Annotated in this window: 13 protein-coding genes; 2 read left to right on the forward strand and 11 right to left on the reverse strand. The window is 70.9% G+C overall.

Features of this window, described 5'->3' with window-relative positions; genetic code table 11:
* Window positions 1-315: 315 nt before the first annotated feature.
* The 8 genes from H4W31_RS35410 to H4W31_RS35445 all read right to left on the reverse strand — a co-directional run bounded on the left by H4W31_RS35410 (window position 316) and on the right by H4W31_RS35445 (window position 12164).
* Window positions 316-2691, reverse strand: coding sequence for a DUF6351 family protein (locus H4W31_RS35410; RefSeq protein ID WP_225945851.1), 2376 nt, complete (start codon window positions 2689-2691; stop codon window positions 316-318).
* 73 nt (window positions 2692-2764) lie between these two features.
* A complete protein-coding gene (locus tag H4W31_RS35415; protein ID WP_192770583.1) occupies window positions 2765-3109 on the reverse strand; it encodes a hypothetical protein in 345 nt (114 codons plus the stop codon).
* Window positions 3110-3142: 33 nt separating this feature from the next.
* Window positions 3143-4375: an extracellular solute-binding protein gene (locus H4W31_RS35420; RefSeq protein ID WP_192770584.1), complete on the reverse strand. Its 1233-nt coding sequence runs from the start codon at window positions 4373-4375 to the stop codon at window positions 3143-3145.
* A gap of 169 nt (window positions 4376-4544) precedes the next feature.
* Window positions 4545-7418, reverse strand: coding sequence for a DUF5682 family protein (locus H4W31_RS35425; protein ID WP_192772652.1), 2874 nt, complete (start codon window positions 7416-7418; stop codon window positions 4545-4547).
* Window positions 7419-7519: 101 nt separating this feature from the next.
* Window positions 7520-8635 (reverse strand): ATP-binding protein, encoded by a 1116-nt coding sequence (locus H4W31_RS35430; protein WP_192770585.1) that lies wholly within the window; start codon window positions 8633-8635, stop codon window positions 7520-7522.
* A gap of 12 nt (window positions 8636-8647) precedes the next feature.
* Window positions 8648-10279: a VWA domain-containing protein gene (locus tag H4W31_RS35435; protein ID WP_192770586.1), complete on the reverse strand. Its 1632-nt coding sequence runs from the start codon at window positions 10277-10279 to the stop codon at window positions 8648-8650.
* Window positions 10276-11697, reverse strand: coding sequence for a hypothetical protein (locus tag H4W31_RS35440; protein WP_192770587.1), 1422 nt, complete (start codon window positions 11695-11697; stop codon window positions 10276-10278). Before H4W31_RS35440 ends, H4W31_RS35435 begins: the two co-directional genes overlap by 4 nt.
* Window positions 11697-12164, reverse strand: coding sequence for a hypothetical protein (locus H4W31_RS35445; protein WP_318783765.1), 468 nt, complete (start codon window positions 12162-12164; stop codon window positions 11697-11699). The genes H4W31_RS35440 and H4W31_RS35445 overlap by 1 nt, the downstream gene beginning before the upstream one ends.
* 209 nt (window positions 12165-12373) lie before the next feature.
* Here H4W31_RS35445 and H4W31_RS35450 point away from each other — a divergent pair, with 209 nt between their 5' ends.
* Window positions 12374-12817 carry a hypothetical protein gene (locus H4W31_RS35450; RefSeq protein ID WP_192770589.1) on the forward strand — a complete coding sequence of 148 codons (444 nt, stop codon included), beginning with the start codon at window positions 12374-12376 and terminating at the stop codon, window positions 12815-12817.
* A gap of 148 nt (window positions 12818-12965) precedes the next feature.
* Window positions 12966-13508 (forward strand): DUF6886 family protein, encoded by a 543-nt coding sequence (locus H4W31_RS35455; protein ID WP_192770590.1) that lies wholly within the window; start codon window positions 12966-12968, stop codon window positions 13506-13508.
* 60 nt (window positions 13509-13568) lie between these two features.
* Here the strand turns inward: H4W31_RS35455 and H4W31_RS35460 are convergent, their stop codons facing one another.
* The 3 genes from H4W31_RS35460 to H4W31_RS35470 are packed head-to-tail and all read right to left on the reverse strand — an operon-like array spanning window position 13569 to window position 16279.
* Window positions 13569-14081 carry a hypothetical protein gene (locus H4W31_RS35460; protein WP_225945852.1) on the reverse strand — a complete coding sequence of 171 codons (513 nt, stop codon included), beginning with the start codon at window positions 14079-14081 and terminating at the stop codon, window positions 13569-13571.
* A complete protein-coding gene (locus H4W31_RS35465; protein ID WP_192770591.1) occupies window positions 14082-15176 on the reverse strand; it encodes a hypothetical protein in 1095 nt (364 codons plus the stop codon).
* Complete coding sequence (locus H4W31_RS35470; protein ID WP_225945853.1) at window positions 15173-16279, reverse strand: phenylacetate--CoA ligase family protein; 1107 nt, start codon at window positions 16277-16279, stop codon at window positions 15173-15175. Before H4W31_RS35470 ends, H4W31_RS35465 begins: the two co-directional genes overlap by 4 nt.
* Window positions 16280-16362 lie beyond the last annotated feature (83 nt).

Genomic DNA, 16362 nt, shown 5'->3' on the forward strand with positions numbered 1-16362 from the left:
GGGACACGGCGAAATCCCGTATCGACGTCAATCGGCCGGATTGCCGACTCAACCCTTGCAATCCGATTGCGGACTGTCCGGATTAATACGCCTGCTCCGAACAGGCCACGCGTCCGTCGGCGCGCTACCGAATTTCCTGCCCCCCGAAACCGGACCGACCCGCCGGAGACACCTCGTGCGGTGTCCCGGCGGGTCGGCGGTCGAGCGGTCGAACGGGTGGTCGGTCAACCGGGTGGTCGGTCGACCGGGCGAGCGGTCGACGGGCTGAGCGGTCAACCGGCGGAGGGGCGGACGGGCGGTGCGCGGTGGGTGGGGTCAGCGGTAGTCGCAGACCCCGGTGGGGAAGATCTGTTCCAGGCGCCGCCGCTCGGCCCCGGTGGGTCGCCAGGACCCGTACAGGCCCCGGGCGACGGCCGCCGGCACGGACTGCCGGTCACAGGCGTAGACGCCACCGGCGATCGGGCCACCGGCGACGGTACGCGACGTTCCGTAGAGCGGGAAGCGGGACGTACACGCACCATCGGGGCGGTTGTCGAGGATGCCGTCCCAGACGTGCTCGCCCCGGGCGATCTCCGTACCGGCCGTGCTGAAGCAGCGGTCGACGGCCAGCGCCGGCTTGTTGCCCTGCACCCCCCGCCAGGGCCGGTTCCGCAGGTTCGCCATCCAGTCGTCGATCACCTCGAGCGCCTCCGGCGTCTGGTCGAACGCCTCCGCCGGCCGGGCATCGGTGAACCAGATGACCTGGTTGCCGGCGTTCCGGTCGTGGTCACGCATCCGCTGCCGGGACGCGAAGGACTGGTGCGAGTTGTGCATGTCGAGCTGCTCTTCGAGGTAGTGCCGCCAATCGATGATCGGGATGTCGATGTCGCCGGTGAAGACGATCCCCGAGTCGTACGCGGCCCGGATCGCCCCGCGGTCGCCGGTCGTACGCGGCGCCGGGGTACCGCCACCGTCCGGCGAGAGCCGCATGTTCCGGGACGACCACGGGTCGAACTGCGCCGGGTCGGCACAGGCCGACGGGGTGAACGGGCATCCCTCCTGCACCATCTGCGGCTGTGGTCGCCACGAGCCGACCCGGGCGTTCAGGTCGAGGAACTCGGCCGGGGTGATCCGGCCGGCGGTCAGCGCCGACAGCCCGTACTGGACGCCGACGTTGTCCCAGGTCGACCGGGCGTACCCGTCCGGGCCGGTGCCGTAGACGTTGACCAGGTCACCCCAGTGCGACCACTGCACCGTCTGCGCGACGCCGGGCGGATCCATCTGGGCCCAGAGCGGGTCACCCGGCGACCAGAGCGGGTTCAGCGCGAGCGGGGTCAGGCCACGCCAGCCCTCGATGCACTCGGTCGACCCCGGCGTGCCCCCCAGGTACGGGTTCGGCACCGTCGCACTGGCGTTCATGCCGATCAACCAGGTCCGGTTCTCCCAGTTCCGCCACTTCGGGTTCGCCCCGTCGGTGACGTCCATGTAGTACTCCAGCAGCTCACAGTCGCCCACGTGGATCGTCTGGGTCGCCATGTCCGGGTACGAGTACTGCGGAATCGCCGCGTCGAGAACCCGGGTGCCGTAGTTCTGCCCGTAGAGGTACTGCTGGATGCCGCCGCCGGAACCGCCCACCCCGACCGTGTACGACGGCACCCCGTACTCCTCGATGAAGTGCTCCTTGAGCATCAGCGCCGTCTCGCCGCCGAGCACCATGTTGTAGTGGGTGGCGGTGCGGGTGCCGGTGGAGTAGAGGACGGCGTACCCGAGCGAGAGGCCCTCGTGGTAGAGATGTCCGCCGGGCAGCCGACCCTGGTCGTGCCCGATCGCGACCCCACCGTCGAAGCGGTAGATCACCCGCCGGTTCCAGTTGGCCTCCAGCACCGTGATCGAGTAGACGAACCGGTTGATCGTGCCGCGCTCCCGCCGTACCACGTAGTCGACGGTCCGGCCGTCCAGCGTCGTCGTGGTGGTGAGGTCGGCCGGCCGGCTGCCGTCCGACGGCATCGGCTTGAAGGTGCCGTCGCCGGCCCGGTACAGCCGGTCGGTGACGGTCGGCGCGGCGCAGTCCCGGCTCCAACCGACGACTGCGCCGTCGGCGCCCCGGACCCGCATCCCCTCGGCGTCCTGGTTGTCCACGATGGGCTGCCCAAGGCCGTTCTGTTCGGTACGGCAGAGGAACGGATACTGCCGCGGACCGGAGAAGATCGGTCCGGAGACCGGATGGTTGCGTACCGCGAGGGTCGCGGTACGGGCGTGCCGGGCGGTCGCCCACAGCACGTTCCCACCGTCGCGGAGCCCGTCGACGACGCCGCGCAGCGAGTCGCCGTCCACCCTCAGCGCGCGGGTGACGTCGGTGCCGTCACGGGTGACCCGGACCGACCGTGGATCGGTCCGGCGGTCGAACGTGATCCGGATCAGCGCGTCGCCGCCGCTGACCTGGTCCGGCCGGCTGGACAGCACCTCGATGTCGAGCCGCTGCCCCGCCGGGCCGGAACCGGCGGCGGTGGCCGGCACCGCCACGCCGAGGACGAGTACGGTGCTCAGGCCGGCGGCCAGGGTTCCGGCGAGGGTACGGCCAGCGGGGCGGGGCCGGGCCGATCCGTCGGCACCGATCGAAGCGGCGGAACTGCCCATCCGGGCCGACCTGCGGGCCCGGACGGTTGGGTTGACGGCTGACCAGCGCTGGACGAGGAATCTGAGAACAGTCATCGGTCTCCTCCCCGGAGGATGGCGGACACCGACGATGTCACGGAGATTACGGGGTTGTCGAGATCGACACCTGTCAGGCAGCCGGGCCCTCCCGCCGACCCGCACTCCGGCTCTGACCCTCCTCAGCGGACAAGGGACCGACATCTTCTTCGCTCGACTTTCGATACCCCGGCCGCCACAGCGCGAGCGCCCCGACGATCAGGGCCGCGACGCTGGCGAGCTTGTCCGCGAGATCTGGCCCCAGGGTCACCACACCGCCCGCGATCACGAGTACGGCAAGGGCTATGATCAGCGCAGTGCGCAGTCGCATTCTATTGACGCTGTTGAGCCATCTGCGCGCCGTCGCGCCGATCGCGAGTTCCAATATCACGATACCCGCCATGACCAGCACCGGCACCTGCCACAACTCGACCGTCATGTCAGTTCTCCTCCCACCTCGCCGGGTTACCGGTCAGCCGAGCGCCGCCTGTATCTGGTCGATGAACTCCGATGTCAACGGCTTGCGATCTATCAGCAGTGCTCTGGTGTGGACCCGGACCGCATCGGAGAATTGGGAGTAGTTCGAGTTCATCGGTCGCGGTCGCGTATTCTCCACCGCCGTCCGAAGCTGATCGAGATGGGGTGCGAGCACCTTGAAGTCGACGTCGTCGTAGACGTCGAAACGAGCCGGCGCCAACCCGTAGGAGGCGAGGATCTTCTGCGCCGGCATGTCGGTCATGAAGTCGATGAATTGTTTCGCGACCTCGGGGTGGGGCGACCTGGCGACGAGGGCGATGCTCTGGCCGCCGAGAATGCCCGCCTTCAGCGGACTGACCCGGATTCGCGACGCTTTCGCGTCAACGTCGTCCTGCTTCTGAAGTTCACGGTACTGCACGGGCCAGTTGCGCATGTATCGCCGACCCTTGAAGGCCTGCCGACTCTCGCTCTCGTTGCCGGAAAGCAGTACTTTCCCCTGCCGGATGGCGATCGCAAGTGGAGCCAACGCCTCCTGCCACTGCCCCAGATCCCTCGACACCGTGCCGTTCGGGTTGAGGATGGTCGGGTCGGCGGACAGGGCATGTTCGAGGACGTTGACGACGAATGCCTCGTACGAGGTCGACTGAACCGGGTTGAGTTGACCCACGAACTGCCGGCTGCCTTCCGGGACAGCGGCGAGCGTTCCCGATAACGACACCCCCTCCAACGCGTCATCATCCTCCGGCTGGCGGTCGAAGAGCATGCCGGCATCGGTGTTCAGCGGTGCGGCCCAGTACTGGTCGGTCGCGTCGGGCACCCGGTTGACGAACTTGATCTCTTCGAAGATCTCTCCGGGATTGACCAGTTTGATCGGAGCGATGAGCCCCTTTTTCGCGAACTCCGGTATATGGATCACGTCGAGGTTGACGATGTCCACCGTTCCCGCTGCGGCGAGGTCCCGCATGACCTGTCGCTCGTCGCGCGAGCCACCCGGCGTTTCGATGAGGCTGATGGGCGTCTTGGGATTGGCTCGGTTCCACATGTCGATCAGGAGGGTGCGGGCTCCGCTGGGGTCTTGACCGGTGGCGAGGCGGAGCCGGGTGTCTGGAGGTGGTTTGCTGGCGGGGGCCGGTCGACCGCCTGGAAGCAGATAGATGGTGCCCGCGGTGGCCGTCCCGCTGGCCAGTACGCCAGTCAGAAATGATCGTCTGGAGTATGGATCAGGCATTGAGCACGACCTTTGATCTCGTTCGAATCCTGAGACCGGAGGGTGATGCAATCCAGTACACCCGAGGGTACCGCTCTTCGCATTCCAGGCGGCCTATGTGGATCGTCGCCGGATTGATCGCCACAGGGGCGGGCGGCCAACCCCACCCGTACGACACATCCGGCAGAAGTCAGTCGACCGGGTTCCGATCGGACAGCAGGTCCGCGACGGCGACGGTGGTCGCGGGATGCCGGCCCAGTAGCGCGGCCGTCGCCGGGTGCGGGGAGCCGGCGCCGGACCGGCCGGCCGGCAGCCAACCCTGGTCGCAGCCGAGCAGCTCCGCCACGGCGTCGCAGACCGCCGGATGCGCGACCAGCAGATCGGCGACCGGTCCGGCCGGCGCCGCCGGAGACGCGGGCGTCACGCCGGTCACCTGTCGGGTCGACCATGGCGGCACCCAGGAATCGACCTCGGCGAGGCTGCCGGGAAACGTCCGCCCGGCCTCCCTGACCAGCACCGGCACCAGTTCGCGGGCCTGCTCCCGCAGCGTCGTGATCAGCTTGGGCAGCCAGGGCAGCAGCACCGGGTCGGGAAGCCGGGCGAAGGCCGTGGAGATCAGTTCGACCACGAAGGGGGCCAGGGCCGGAACCGGCTCCAACGCCTGGACGAACCCACTGAGGTACTGCGGGAACGCCGGTACGACCAGCGGGTTCGTCAACAGTTCGGCACAGCGTGACCGCAGCTCGGCCAACGGCAGCAGACCGAGCTGGAACTGGGCGGCCCAGAGCAGCGCCACCTTGGCCGGCGCTTCGGGGTGCGACTGCCGCACGGCGAGTTCGAGTTGGACCCGGTCGCAGCCCAACGACAGCGCGAGACTCTCCATCGAGAACAGGAAACCGAGCATGGCGCCGACCTGGCGGACCCCGGTCTCCTCGTCGGCGAACGCCGTCGGCAGCAGGGTGCAGTAGTGCGCGTACCCGGAGGTCGCGAACGCCTCGCACCAGGCCGGCAGGTCCGGCCGGGTGGCCCGGTAGTGCGCCAGCAGCCGGCGGATCCGCCGTAGTACCTCGGGCGCGTCGTCCACGGTCCGCTCGGCGGCGAGCAGTTCCACGGCCCGCGCCCCGAGTTCGTCGGCGAGCCGTCGCCCGCCCAGGTAGAGAATGGAGTCCTCCACCGCCGCGAGCGCACCGGCGGCGGTGGCATCGGGCGCCCACACCGCACGCCGCAGCCGCAGCTCCAGCACCTGCTCGACGGTGATCCCCTCGTAGCCCAACTCGATGATCGACCGCTGGTGCCTGCCCAGCGCCAGATCCCAGCTCTCCTGGATCGACCGCTCGCCGAGCCGCCGCTCACCCATGATCGGCCGCACCGCACCGTCGGGCAGCAGCCGACGCAGGACCCACAACAGATCCGAGGCGGGCACCAGCTCCGGGTCGCCGCCCAGGTCCAACAGGGCCCGCTGCACCGTACGCTTCGTCAGGTCGAGCCGGAGCGGGGCCAGCCGGTCGAAGACGTCGCGGGCCAGCGGCGGAAGGCTGTCGTAGCCGACCTGACCGATCCGGTCGCCGCCGAGCAGGATCTCGCAGAGCCGGCGTACGTCACGACGGCCCGGCACCACGTCCTTCTCGATACAGGTCACCGCGGCGTCGGCGAAGTCGTACGGGGTGGGCCGGGCCCGGTTACGCAGCCCGGCCAGCAGAATGGCAGTCTCGAACACGGCGATCGCGTCCGCCGTACTGGCCAGGTAACCGTTGCGGCGGGCGAGCCGGACGATGTCGACGCACCACTCGAGAAGCTCCGCCTCGTCCAACCCGTCCAGCGCGGGCGGACTGGCCAGGAAACTCGACAACCGGTCGGTGACCGGTTCCGGCGCGGCCGGCGACGTCGACCGCTTCCGCCCCGGGCGCTTGCGGCCGCCCTGCTGGCCGTCGAGCTGGAAGGGCTTGAGGGCGCCACGGGTCAGCGCCTTCCGCCAGGTGGCCGCGGCGATCGACACCGAACCGGAGGCGAGCCCGAACTGCGCCTCGATCGCCGAGTGGCTGGACGGGATGAGCCCGTACAACCATCGGGTGGCGGTCCGGGGACTGATCTCGTAGCTCGACGGGGCACTCCCGTCACCCGATCGCGGGGCAGCCTCGTCGGTCGACACCGGTACGGCGGTGCCGAACTCCTCGACCCGGCTCGCCGCGTGGAAGGCGCCGCAGACGTACAGGCAGTGCGCCGGGTCCGCGCCCGAGGCGCCGAGATGCTCACGCATCCTGGTCCACATGTAACGCTCACGGTCCTCGTCCTGGCGCAGCCGATCGTCGCCCTCGGGCGTCAGGCGCCGGAAGAGGCTGCCGATCAGCACCATGACCTGCCGGTAGGTGTCATAGTCGGCGCCGGCCAGGGGCTGTTCGACGTACTGGTCCCACCACTCCGACCAGTGCCGGACCTTGCCGTGGTGCAGCAGGTACGCCTCGAGTTCGGCGAACCGGGGACGCAGGTCGCCGAGTTCGACACCGACGGCGTCTCCGTGCAGGCCGGCCTCGTCCGGCGGCGGCGCGCTTCCGGCCGCCCCGGCCCCGTCCGGTCCGGCGGGTTCGCCGTCGGGCGACGCGGACTCCGGCCTGTCCCGGGGCAGCCACTGGAACACGTGGTCCGCCGAACGGTCCACCAGCACCAGTTCGACGCCCGGGGTGTCCAGGGCGTACGCGATGGCCTGGTACTCGGCGGACGCCTCGGTGATCGGCGCCACCACGCTCAGTGGTCCCCAGTCCGGAGGAAAGCCGTCGAGGTCGGAGGCGAACGCCTGCAGCGCCACCGGAAGTCGACAGTTGCGCAGCTCGCCGAGGAGCGGGCGGAGATCCTCACACAACTCCAGGTAGATGACCTTGGGTTGCTTCTCCCGCAGCCGGCGCACCATCGCCAGTGCCGAGGACGGCGAGTGGTGGCACACCGGGAAGATCTCGAGTTCCTCGCGCAGCGCCCGGTCGACGTCGTCGACCAGGCCCGACAGGATCTCGGGCAGCGCGACGGGGCCGTCGGTGAACGCCTCGGCGGCGTCGAGCAACTGCCCGCGCAGCGCCTCGAACGAACCCGCCGGCCCGGCCGCCGGGTCCGGCGACGCGACGCCGCGCGGCGCGTTGCGGACGGAATCCGGAGTCGTCGCGGTGGAGTCCGGCTTCACGATAGGGTGGCGATCGCCTGGCGGCCACCTTCGAGGAAGGCCGGCCACGGCCCGCCGTCGGACTTGCTCCGTGGCTCGACCACACCGTGCCAGTACTTGTTCAGAATGGCCAGGTCCTCGGGGCTGCGTCGGACCAGCGAACCCACCAGCGAGCCGGCCAGCGTCTCGGCCCGCAGCGTACGGTCGCCGAAGAACTGGCTGTGCAGGATGGCGTCCTCCAGCACGCCGATCTGCTCGGCCGTCGAGAGCGCCGATTCCAGCTTCTCGTCGTCACTGCCCGCCGCCGCGGCGCCGGCCCGCAGGTCGGCGAAACTCTGCAGCAGGATGTCCAGCAGCGTCGGTGGCACGTCCAACTCGATCCGGTGCCGGCGCAGCAGCTCGGTGGTACGGAACCGGACGATCTCGGCCTCGCTGCGCTTGTTCGTCACCACCGGGATCCGCACGAAGTTGAACCGCCGCTTCAGCGCCGACGACAGGTCGTTCACCCCCCGGTCCCGGCTGTTCGCCGTCGCGATGATCGAGAAACCGGGCTGGGCGAACACGATGCCGTCGTCGTCGAGTTCCGGAATCGAGACATACTTCTCGGAGAGGATCGAGATCAGCGCGTCCTGCACGTCGCTGGTCGACCTGGTCAGCTCCTCGAACCGGCCGATCACGCCGTTCTCCATCGCCGTCATGATCGGCGACGGGATCAGCGCCTCCCGGGACTGTCCCTTGGCGATCACCATCGAGACGTTCCACGAGTACTTGATGTGGTCCTCGGTGGTGCCGGCGGTGCCCTGCACGACCAGGGTCGAGTTGCGGCTGATCGCGGCGGAGAGCAGCTCGGCGAGCCAGCTCTTGCCGGTGCCCGGGTCGCCGATCAGCAGCAGGCCCCGGTCGGACGCCAGGGTCACGATGCTGCGCTCGACGAAGCTGCGGTCGCCGAACCACTTCTGCGGAATCTCGCGGTCGAGCCCGTCCGACCGCTCGGACCCGAGCACGAACAGCCGCACCATCCGGGGGCTGAGCCGCCAGGAGAACGGCTTGGGGCCGTCGTCGACCGACTCCAGCCAGTCGAGTTCCTCTGCGTACTTGACCTCGGCGGGGGCACGCAGGATGTCGTCGGTCATTCGAGGGGTCTCCTAGGTGAGGAAGCTCTTGAGTTCGAAAACGAGTTTGCGGATGTGGCCAGAGAGCACCGGGGTGCCCAGGTCCTTGAACCGCTGCCGGAACCACGGGTTGACGCTCTGCTGACCGCCGCTGCTCACCGACCCGACCGGAATGACCCGCACCCCGGACCGGTGAGCCGCCGCCAGGCCCTCGAACACCCCGGCCGGATCCGACTCGTAGTAGTCGGAGATCCACACCAGCACGGTGTTACGAGGTTCGACGATCTTCGGGCGAGCCAGGGTCAACGCGGCCGTCCCGTCCGTGCCACCACCCAACCGGGTACGCAGCAGCACCTCGAACGGATCGTGCACCCACGGGGTCAGGTCGAGCGCCCGGGTGTCGTACGCGACCAGGTGCACGTCCACCTTCGGCAGCCCGGCGAAGATCGACGCCAGGATGGTGCAGTTCACCATCGAGTCGACCATCGACCCCGACTGGTCCACCACGACGATCATCCGCGCCGGCGTGGTACGTCGGGCGGTGTGCCGGTAGTAGAGCCGGTCGACGTACAGCCGCTGGTCCTCCGGACTCCAGTTCGTCAGGTTCTTCCAGATCGTGCGTTCGATGTCCAGGTTCCGGAACACCCGCTTCGGCGGAACGGACCGGTCGACGCTTCCCACGCTGGTCTGCTGCACCTGCGTACGCAGCACCTCGGCGACCTCGTCGACGAACCTGCGGATCAACGCCTTGGCGTTCGCCAGCGCCACCCCGGACAGGTTCGCCTTGTCTCGCAGCAACTGTTCGATCAGTGACATGCTCGGCGTGAGCCGGCTGGCCAGTGCCGGATCGGCCAGCACCTCCCGCAGGTGCATCCGGCGGACGAGATCGCCCTCCAGCCCGGCCAGTACGCCCGCCAGCTCACCCATGCCCGGACGGCCGCGTAGGTGCCCCGGCTCGGCGCCGAGCGCCCGCTCGAACCAGCCGGCGTCGGACTGCCAGCGGGCCAGTTCGGTGGCGGTGACGCTGCCGGACCCGGTCGAGAAGACGTTGAGCAGGATCTTCGACACCAGGGCCGCCCGGCGTACCTCCGCCGCGCCGACCCCACCGTCGACGCCGCCGGTCCCGTCAACCGCCGCACCGACCCCAGCGTCGGCCGGGTCGGTCGCACCGACCCCGACGCCGGGTGTCGCGACGGGCGCCGGCCCGTCGCCGCTCTCCCCCGCCGGGGCGTCGCCGATCTCCCCCGCCGGGGCGTCGCCGCTCTCCCCCGCCGGGGCGTCGCCGCTCTCCCCCGCCGGGGCGTCGCCGCTCTCCCCCGCCGGGGCGTCGCCGCTCTGCCCCGCCGGCCCTTTGCCGCCCTGCCCCGCCGGGGCGTCCTCCGGTCCGGTACCGGTGGCCGGGGGCACCATCACGTCCTGCAACTCGCCGGCAAGATCGGGAAAACGCTGCACGATGGTGTCCACCGACACCGACGGGTCCAGCAGCGCCGCCGGCAGGCCGAGGTCGTCGACGATGGCCACGCTGGCCGACTCCAGCGACGGCTGCTCGTCGGCGGCGAAGACCCGCGCCAGCAGACGCCAGTAGAGCACCTGCCGCCGATTCTCGTCGGCGCTGGTCGAATGGTCCGGCGTGAACCCACCGCCCTGATCGCTGGCTCCACTCATTTCCGCAGCAACCGTCCCGCCCGCTCGCGCAGCACCGCCACGGCGTCCCCGGCCTTCGCCTCCGCCTTCACCAGCTTGGGGTCGGTCAGGCCGAGGGCCCAGTCGCCGGTGTGCGCCTCCGCCGTCGCACGCTTGGCCGGGTAGCGGACCGCGAACGGCTGCACCGTCCAGCTTCCGCCGTCCCAGCGGACCAGGCCGAGGCAGGCCGAGGAGGCCGCCACCAGCTCCGGGGTCAGTGGCCCGCAGGTCGGCAGCCGATCCACGTCGACGCCGACGACCTGCCCGCCGAGGTCCAGCGTGACCGTCGAGCCGCCCTCGGCGACGGTCGTGGTGTATCCCTCCAGCAGTACCGGTTCGGCGATCCGCACCGGATGACGCTCCAGCGGCGGCACCGCCGGAGCGAGCGCCGGGCCCAGCCGGAGCCGGGCCGTGGCGAACGGATCCACCGTTTCACCCGGGCGGGCCCGGTCCTCGTGCCACACCAGGTCACCGCCGTCCAGCAGGGGCAGCTCGGTGACCTCTACCGCCCGACGCTCGGCCAGCGCGCGGAGCAGCACCGGATAGCCCCGCAGCAGCCGCCAGATCGCCGGGCCGACGATCGTGTCCACCTTCGCCGCCGCGACGCTCGTCCGCACCAGCCGGGGCGGCGCGCCACCGGCGGGTTCGAGCACGGCGTGCACCTGCACCTGCACCGCCGTGCCGTGCTCGTGCACGTCCACCCCGAGGACCAGCAACCGCCCCGACACCCGGTCGCCGTCCGCCGGAACACCCGGCCAACCACCGACCTCGGTCAACAGCAGGGCCCGGCTCCACAGGTCGGCCCAGCGTCGCACCGGCAACCGGTCGAGCGTCGCGACCGGGCACGACGTACGCAGCTCGGCGGCCAGGCCGTCGAGCAGCACCGCCAGCCGCCGCAGCCGCGGCTCGGCCAGCACCGACTCGAGCGTCTGGGCCGAACCGGAGACCATGTCGTGGTCGACCCCCCGCCAACCCGTGATCGCCAGCTCACGCAGCCAGGACCGGGCACCGGCGCGCAGGTTCTCCGTCCCGGCCGTCGGGCCCGCCGACGATGCCGGTGCGGTCCAGGCGGCCCGGGACCGACCCAACGCGGTGTCGAGCCGGGCGAGCAGCGCGTCGTGCACCGCGCCGAGCAGCGCGGTACGGGCAGCCGCCAGTGCCAGCAGGTGTTCGTCGCCGAGCGAGCCAGCGACGATCTTCTCGACCGCCTCGCGTACCCGATCGTCGAGCGGCGTGCCCGCCACCGCCGCGGCCAGCGCGCCCAACGCCGCGGCCCGCTCCGGCGTCAGCCGGGCGAGGCCGGGCACGAGAGTCTCGTCGAGGCCGGCCACCAGGTCGAGCGCCTCCCCCACCCCGGGCAGAGCGTCGCCCCGCAGTTCGGCGAGTTGTGTTCCGAGCATCAGCGCACCGCCCCCATCGCCGGGAACCAGTGCAGCTCCGGAATCGGCTCCGTGGTCTCCGGCAGCTCCAGGTAGGCGAGGTGGCGCAGGAAACGGCTGAAGACGACGGCCGCCGGGCTGGACTCGGGTCGACCGCGCAGCCGGGCCACCAGGTCGGCGCCGGAGGACAACTCGCCGTCCACCTCGATGCGCAGGTAGCGGGTGACCCGGTCGACCCCGTACTGCAACACCGCCTCGTCGACCAGCGCCTGGAGGTGCTTGCAGGGCGAGCCGCGCAGCCCGCCGCACGGCCGGTTGTTGTTGGTACTGCAGTTCAGGCCGTGGCTGCCGGCGGTGATCGACGAGACGTACACCCGCTCGATGTCCGAACCGCTCGACACGACGCCCTGGAGCCGCCCGTCCGCCAGCTCGACGAAGGGCACCTTCGCCAGCTTGCGGGGCTGCACGACCGGCAGCACCCGCGCCACACTACGCCGTTCCCATCCGATGCCGACCGTCTCCACGACCCCCGCCCTTCGATCCGATGCCCCGAGAACATAGACGGGCACGGTGACACTTTCGCGACCGGTTCCCGCGGGGCCCGGCCGCGCCGACCGCCGACCGCGCGTACGGATGCGGACCATGTCGCCGCCGCTGGGTACGATGCCGCGACCCCGAACCCGAACGAGGAGCAGAATTGCTGGTCGGAGCCGTCGACATCTACACCAACCACGCCCTGGTCGTCATCGGCGCCACGGCCTTCCCCGAGGTGGAGCACGACGACTCGGCGGCGACCGCCGACGACCGGCACGTCGTGGTGCGCACCCGGGGCCCGGTGTCGCCGACCCGGGTGTCGATCTGGTCCCGGGACATGCCGTACCTCGGCGCGGTGGTCTTCGACGGGGAACTCGACCTGATGGACCACACGCTCTGGGTGGGTGACATCGAGCGCCTGACGTCGTACACGACCGAGCTCGTCGACAGCACCGGGGTGCAGCGCGTCGTGGTCTGCGTCGACCATCCCGGGCAGGCCTCCCGGATCCACGTCGGGCTCAACCTGGACGAGGTCCCCGCGCTGGTCCCGGTGCCGGGACATCCGCTGCCGGAGGTACTGCCCAGCGACCCCGCCGACGGGGCGTAGCCGACCAGGTGACGTCGGCGATCGCGATCGACGTGCCGCGCCGGGTCGACCGGATGTCGGACCGGTAGTGCGCCGCCGGACGGTCGTCCGTGCAATTTGCACGGATCGGGGTTGTGCCCGCCCCGGGTGCTGCCGTATCAACATTCAAATGCGACCGGAACCCGGGCAGGTGCTCCACTTCTCAGAGGATCCGACGATCACCCGGTTCGTTCCACACGTCGCCGCGACCGCCCAGCAGTCCGACGCCTACGTCTGGGCCGTCGACCACGACCGCGCACCTGACTACTGGTTCCCCCGCCAGTGTCCGCGCGCGATGGCCTGGATCTGCGACACGACCTCCGAGGCGGACCGCGACCGGATCATGGGACCCGGCTGCGGAGACCGGGTCCACGCGATCGAGTACGGCTGGCTGGAGGCGATCCGCCAGACGCGGCTGTTCGCCTACCGGCTGCCGGCCGAGCAGTTCCGCCCCTTCGGCATGCCCGAGCCGCACGCCCACGTCTCGGTCGAGGCGGTCGAGCCGCTCGGTCCTCCCGAACCCGTCGGCGACCTGCTCGAGTGCCACGCCGAGGCCGGGATCCAACTGCGCGTACTGGACAATCTCTGGCCCTTCTGGGACGCCGTGATCACCAGCACCGTGGCGTTCAGCGGCATCCGGCTGCGGAACGCGAGACATCATCCGCAACTCTGAGCCGGGCCCGGCGCGGCCGGTTGGTCGTACCGTGTGCTGGGCCGCCCGGTCCGGCGTGGGTCACCGCGCGTCGCGCCGACGGGCGGACGGTGCCGCCGCCATGGCCGGACGGCCCACCCGGACCACGTGCAGCAGTCGTTCCGGCGCGACGCCGAGCTGCGTGGCGAGGGCGGCACGCGGCGCGGGCGCCGCCACGACCTCCGGCCCCGCCCCGGTCAGGTACCGGCCCCGGTGGGTACGCCGGTCCCGCACCCCGGCCGCCCCGAACGGAGTGTCGTAACGCCGCCGGGCGCCGCGCAACCAGCCGACCCGACGCTCCTCGGCACAGTGATCGGCCTCGAACCGTACCGCGAGGCCGGCGTCGGCGGCGACGACCAGGCAGGTCTCGACGAACGCCCCGAGCGAGAGCCGCAGGTCGCGTCCGGTCGGATCGGCCGCCGGCAGCGCGTCCGCCGGATCCCAACCCACCCGTACGGCCCCGGTGTCGTAGTGCAGCCGCCACGGTTGGGTGTTGTGCGCGCTCGGCGCCCGCCAGCACAGCGGCGCCAGCGCCCGGAACGCCTCGACGTCCATCTACAGCGCTTTCTCGTAGAACGTGTACCCGTGCAGCGGCCGGCCGCCCATCGCCCGGAACTGCGCCGCCGACGCCGGATTGTCCCGCCCGACGTACGTGCTGCGCAGCGTCGTGTAGCCGCCGGCGCGCAGGTTCCGGTGCAGTTCGTCGGCGAGGAGTCGCTGGTGCCCACGTCCCTGCTCCGCCGGCACCACCCCCTTGATCAGCAGGATCGCCTCGCGCCGGTACCGCCGTCGGGTGGCCAGCAGCCGGAGTTGACTCAGCGGCCCGAGATCGCCCCGGACCCGGATCACGAACTCGCTGATGTCCGGAATGCAGAGGACGAACGCGATCGGCCGGCCCGCCCTGGTCAGATAGAGCAGCAGCGACTCGTCCAGCAGGTACGTCAGCCCGTCGGTCTGCCGGCGCAGGTCCTCCGCCGAGATCGCGGTGTAGTAGCCGAGCTGCTCGAAGGAGGCGTTGAGCATCTCCCGGAGCAGTTCGAGCTGGTCGTCCAACCGTCGGATGTCGCCCCGGTGCAGCCGGAGATCCCCGTCGGGCGGGGCGGCGGCGGGCGGCGGCTCCTTCCCGGCCACCGGACAGATCCAGGTGTCGGACTCGAACCGCCGCTGGAAGCCGTACGACTCGTAGGCCGTCACGTAGTAGGCCGGGTTGTACGCGCTGTCGATGAAGCCCCGGTCGGCGTACCCGGAGGTGATCACCCCGCCGGTCTCGTTGGGCAGCAGGGCCACCGGGCCGAACACCGTGTCCCGGTCCCCTGCCACGCGGGCCGCCCGGGTGATCGCCGCCAGCAGTGGCCGCGCCCCGGACGCGGTGAACTCGGTCAGCCCGAACAACTGGCACCGCCGTCCCCGCTTGGCGTCGAAGCCGGCATCGGTGTGCAGCGTGGTCCGGCCGACCACTTCCCCGCCGGGGCGGTCCCGGAGCAGGTACATCGGCACGCCGTCGCGCCACCAGCGTCGTACGTGCTGGCGCAGCGGCGGTACGAAGCGCGGCTCGCCGACGTACACCCGGTCGGTGAGGGCGAGGAACTCCCGCAGGCCGCGCCGGTCGACGACCCGTTCCAGGCCGGTCGGTTCGCCGCGCCCGCTCATCGCCGGACCACCGGCCCGGCCGCCTCGGCGGCCAACGAGGTGAACGCCGGAATGTGTGCCATCTCGCCGCCCTCCGCCCGCCAGATTCCGTTGGAGTAGCCGCCCAGCTCCAGATAGGTGGCCAGCGGGTTGTACTGGAACACCATCGGCAACCGCTGTTCGTCCTCGCCGAGCACCGCGACCCGCAGCGCCGGATCGGTCTGCAACCGTTGCCGCAGCCACACGGTGAACCGGGTCTCCGCACCCATTCCGATGGTGAGGTCCGACGCCCCGTACGCCGACCGGACCCGGCGGAACCGCTCCTCCAGGTAGCCGCGCAACGCCTCGGTCATGCCCTCGCCGCCGCAGGTCGCGGAGATGCGGTACCGCGCCCAGGGAAAGCCGTCCCGGTCCAGCCGGTCCCGCAGGTGCTTGAGGAATGGCGGGTACGCCGTGATCAGGTAGTCGAACCCGGGGCCGAACTCGTGCAGCGTGTCGACGATCTTGTCGAGGTCGGGGCCGGCGTTCTTCACCGTCGCGATCCGGGCCATCGCGTTGCCGGTGGTCGTACCGGTCGCCCAGGCGCCCATCGAGTAGGCGTTGATCACGAACGGCCGCCGCATCGGGAAGACCAGGCTGGTGTAGCCGGCGATGTCGCGGTGCACCGCCCGCAACTCCCGCTCGCCGCGCGGCCAGTTGAACGGACGCCCCGACGAACCCGCCGACTCGTCGACCACCACGCCCCGGTCCGGCAGCCGGCCACCCCAGCAGCGGCTGGCCGCGTCGTACCCGGCGACGTAGTTCTCCTTGTCCGTCTCCGGGAAGTCCCGCAACCGCCGCCGGGCGCCGGTCCGACCTGCGCTCAGCAGCCTCCGGTACGCCGGTACCTCGATCGCGGCCAGCGCGCAGACCGTCCGGGCGTTGGCCGCGGCGAACCGGTCGAGTGCCGGGTGGTACCCACGGGCCAGCCACCGCCAGAGTGCGGGGTGGCCGTGTGCGATCCGGAGGACCGCCTCGAGCAGGCTTGCGAAGGCGGACAGCCGCCACCGCCGCCACCGCTCGCGCGGGGTCGGGCCGGGAATGTCGATGGTGGACGGTGCCGGGTGCCGCAGCGTCTCGGACATGCCCACGATTCTGGCCACCGCCCGGCGGCCCGTCCTGAGCCGGACAGCCCGGCTTCGGCTGAGTATCCGGACCCAGTGGGCCC

Origin of the sequence: Plantactinospora soyae, from assembly GCF_014874095.1 — a bacterium.
Classification (GTDB): domain Bacteria; phylum Actinomycetota; class Actinomycetes; order Mycobacteriales; family Micromonosporaceae; genus Plantactinospora; species Plantactinospora soyae.

Coding starts and splice junctions, on each gene's coding strand:
- H4W31_RS35410 (WP_225945851.1), bottom strand. CDS start 2,691: ATGACTGTTCTCAGATTCCTCGTCCAGCGCTGGTCAGCCGTCAACCCA.
- H4W31_RS35415 (WP_192770583.1), bottom strand. CDS start 3,109: ATGACGGTCGAGTTGTGGCAGGTGCCGGTGCTGGTCATGGCGGGTATC.
- H4W31_RS35420 (WP_192770584.1), bottom strand. CDS start 4,375: ATGCCTGATCCATACTCCAGACGATCATTTCTGACTGGCGTACTGGCC.
- H4W31_RS35430 (WP_192770585.1), bottom strand. CDS start 8,635: ATGACCGACGACATCCTGCGTGCCCCCGCCGAGGTCAAGTACGCAGAG.
- H4W31_RS35435 (WP_192770586.1), bottom strand. CDS start 10,279: ATGAGTGGAGCCAGCGATCAGGGCGGTGGGTTCACGCCGGACCATTCG.
- H4W31_RS35440 (WP_192770587.1), bottom strand. CDS start 11,697: ATGCTCGGAACACAACTCGCCGAACTGCGGGGCGACGCTCTGCCCGGG.
- H4W31_RS35455 (WP_192770590.1), top strand. CDS start 12,966: ATGCGACCGGAACCCGGGCAGGTGCTCCACTTCTCAGAGGATCCGACG.
- H4W31_RS35460 (WP_225945852.1), bottom strand. CDS start 14,081: ATGGACGTCGAGGCGTTCCGGGCGCTGGCGCCGCTGTGCTGGCGGGCG.
- H4W31_RS35465 (WP_192770591.1), bottom strand. CDS start 15,176: ATGAGCGGGCGCGGCGAACCGACCGGCCTGGAACGGGTCGTCGACCGG.
- H4W31_RS35470 (WP_225945853.1), bottom strand. CDS start 16,279: ATGTCCGAGACGCTGCGGCACCCGGCACCGTCCACCATCGACATTCCC.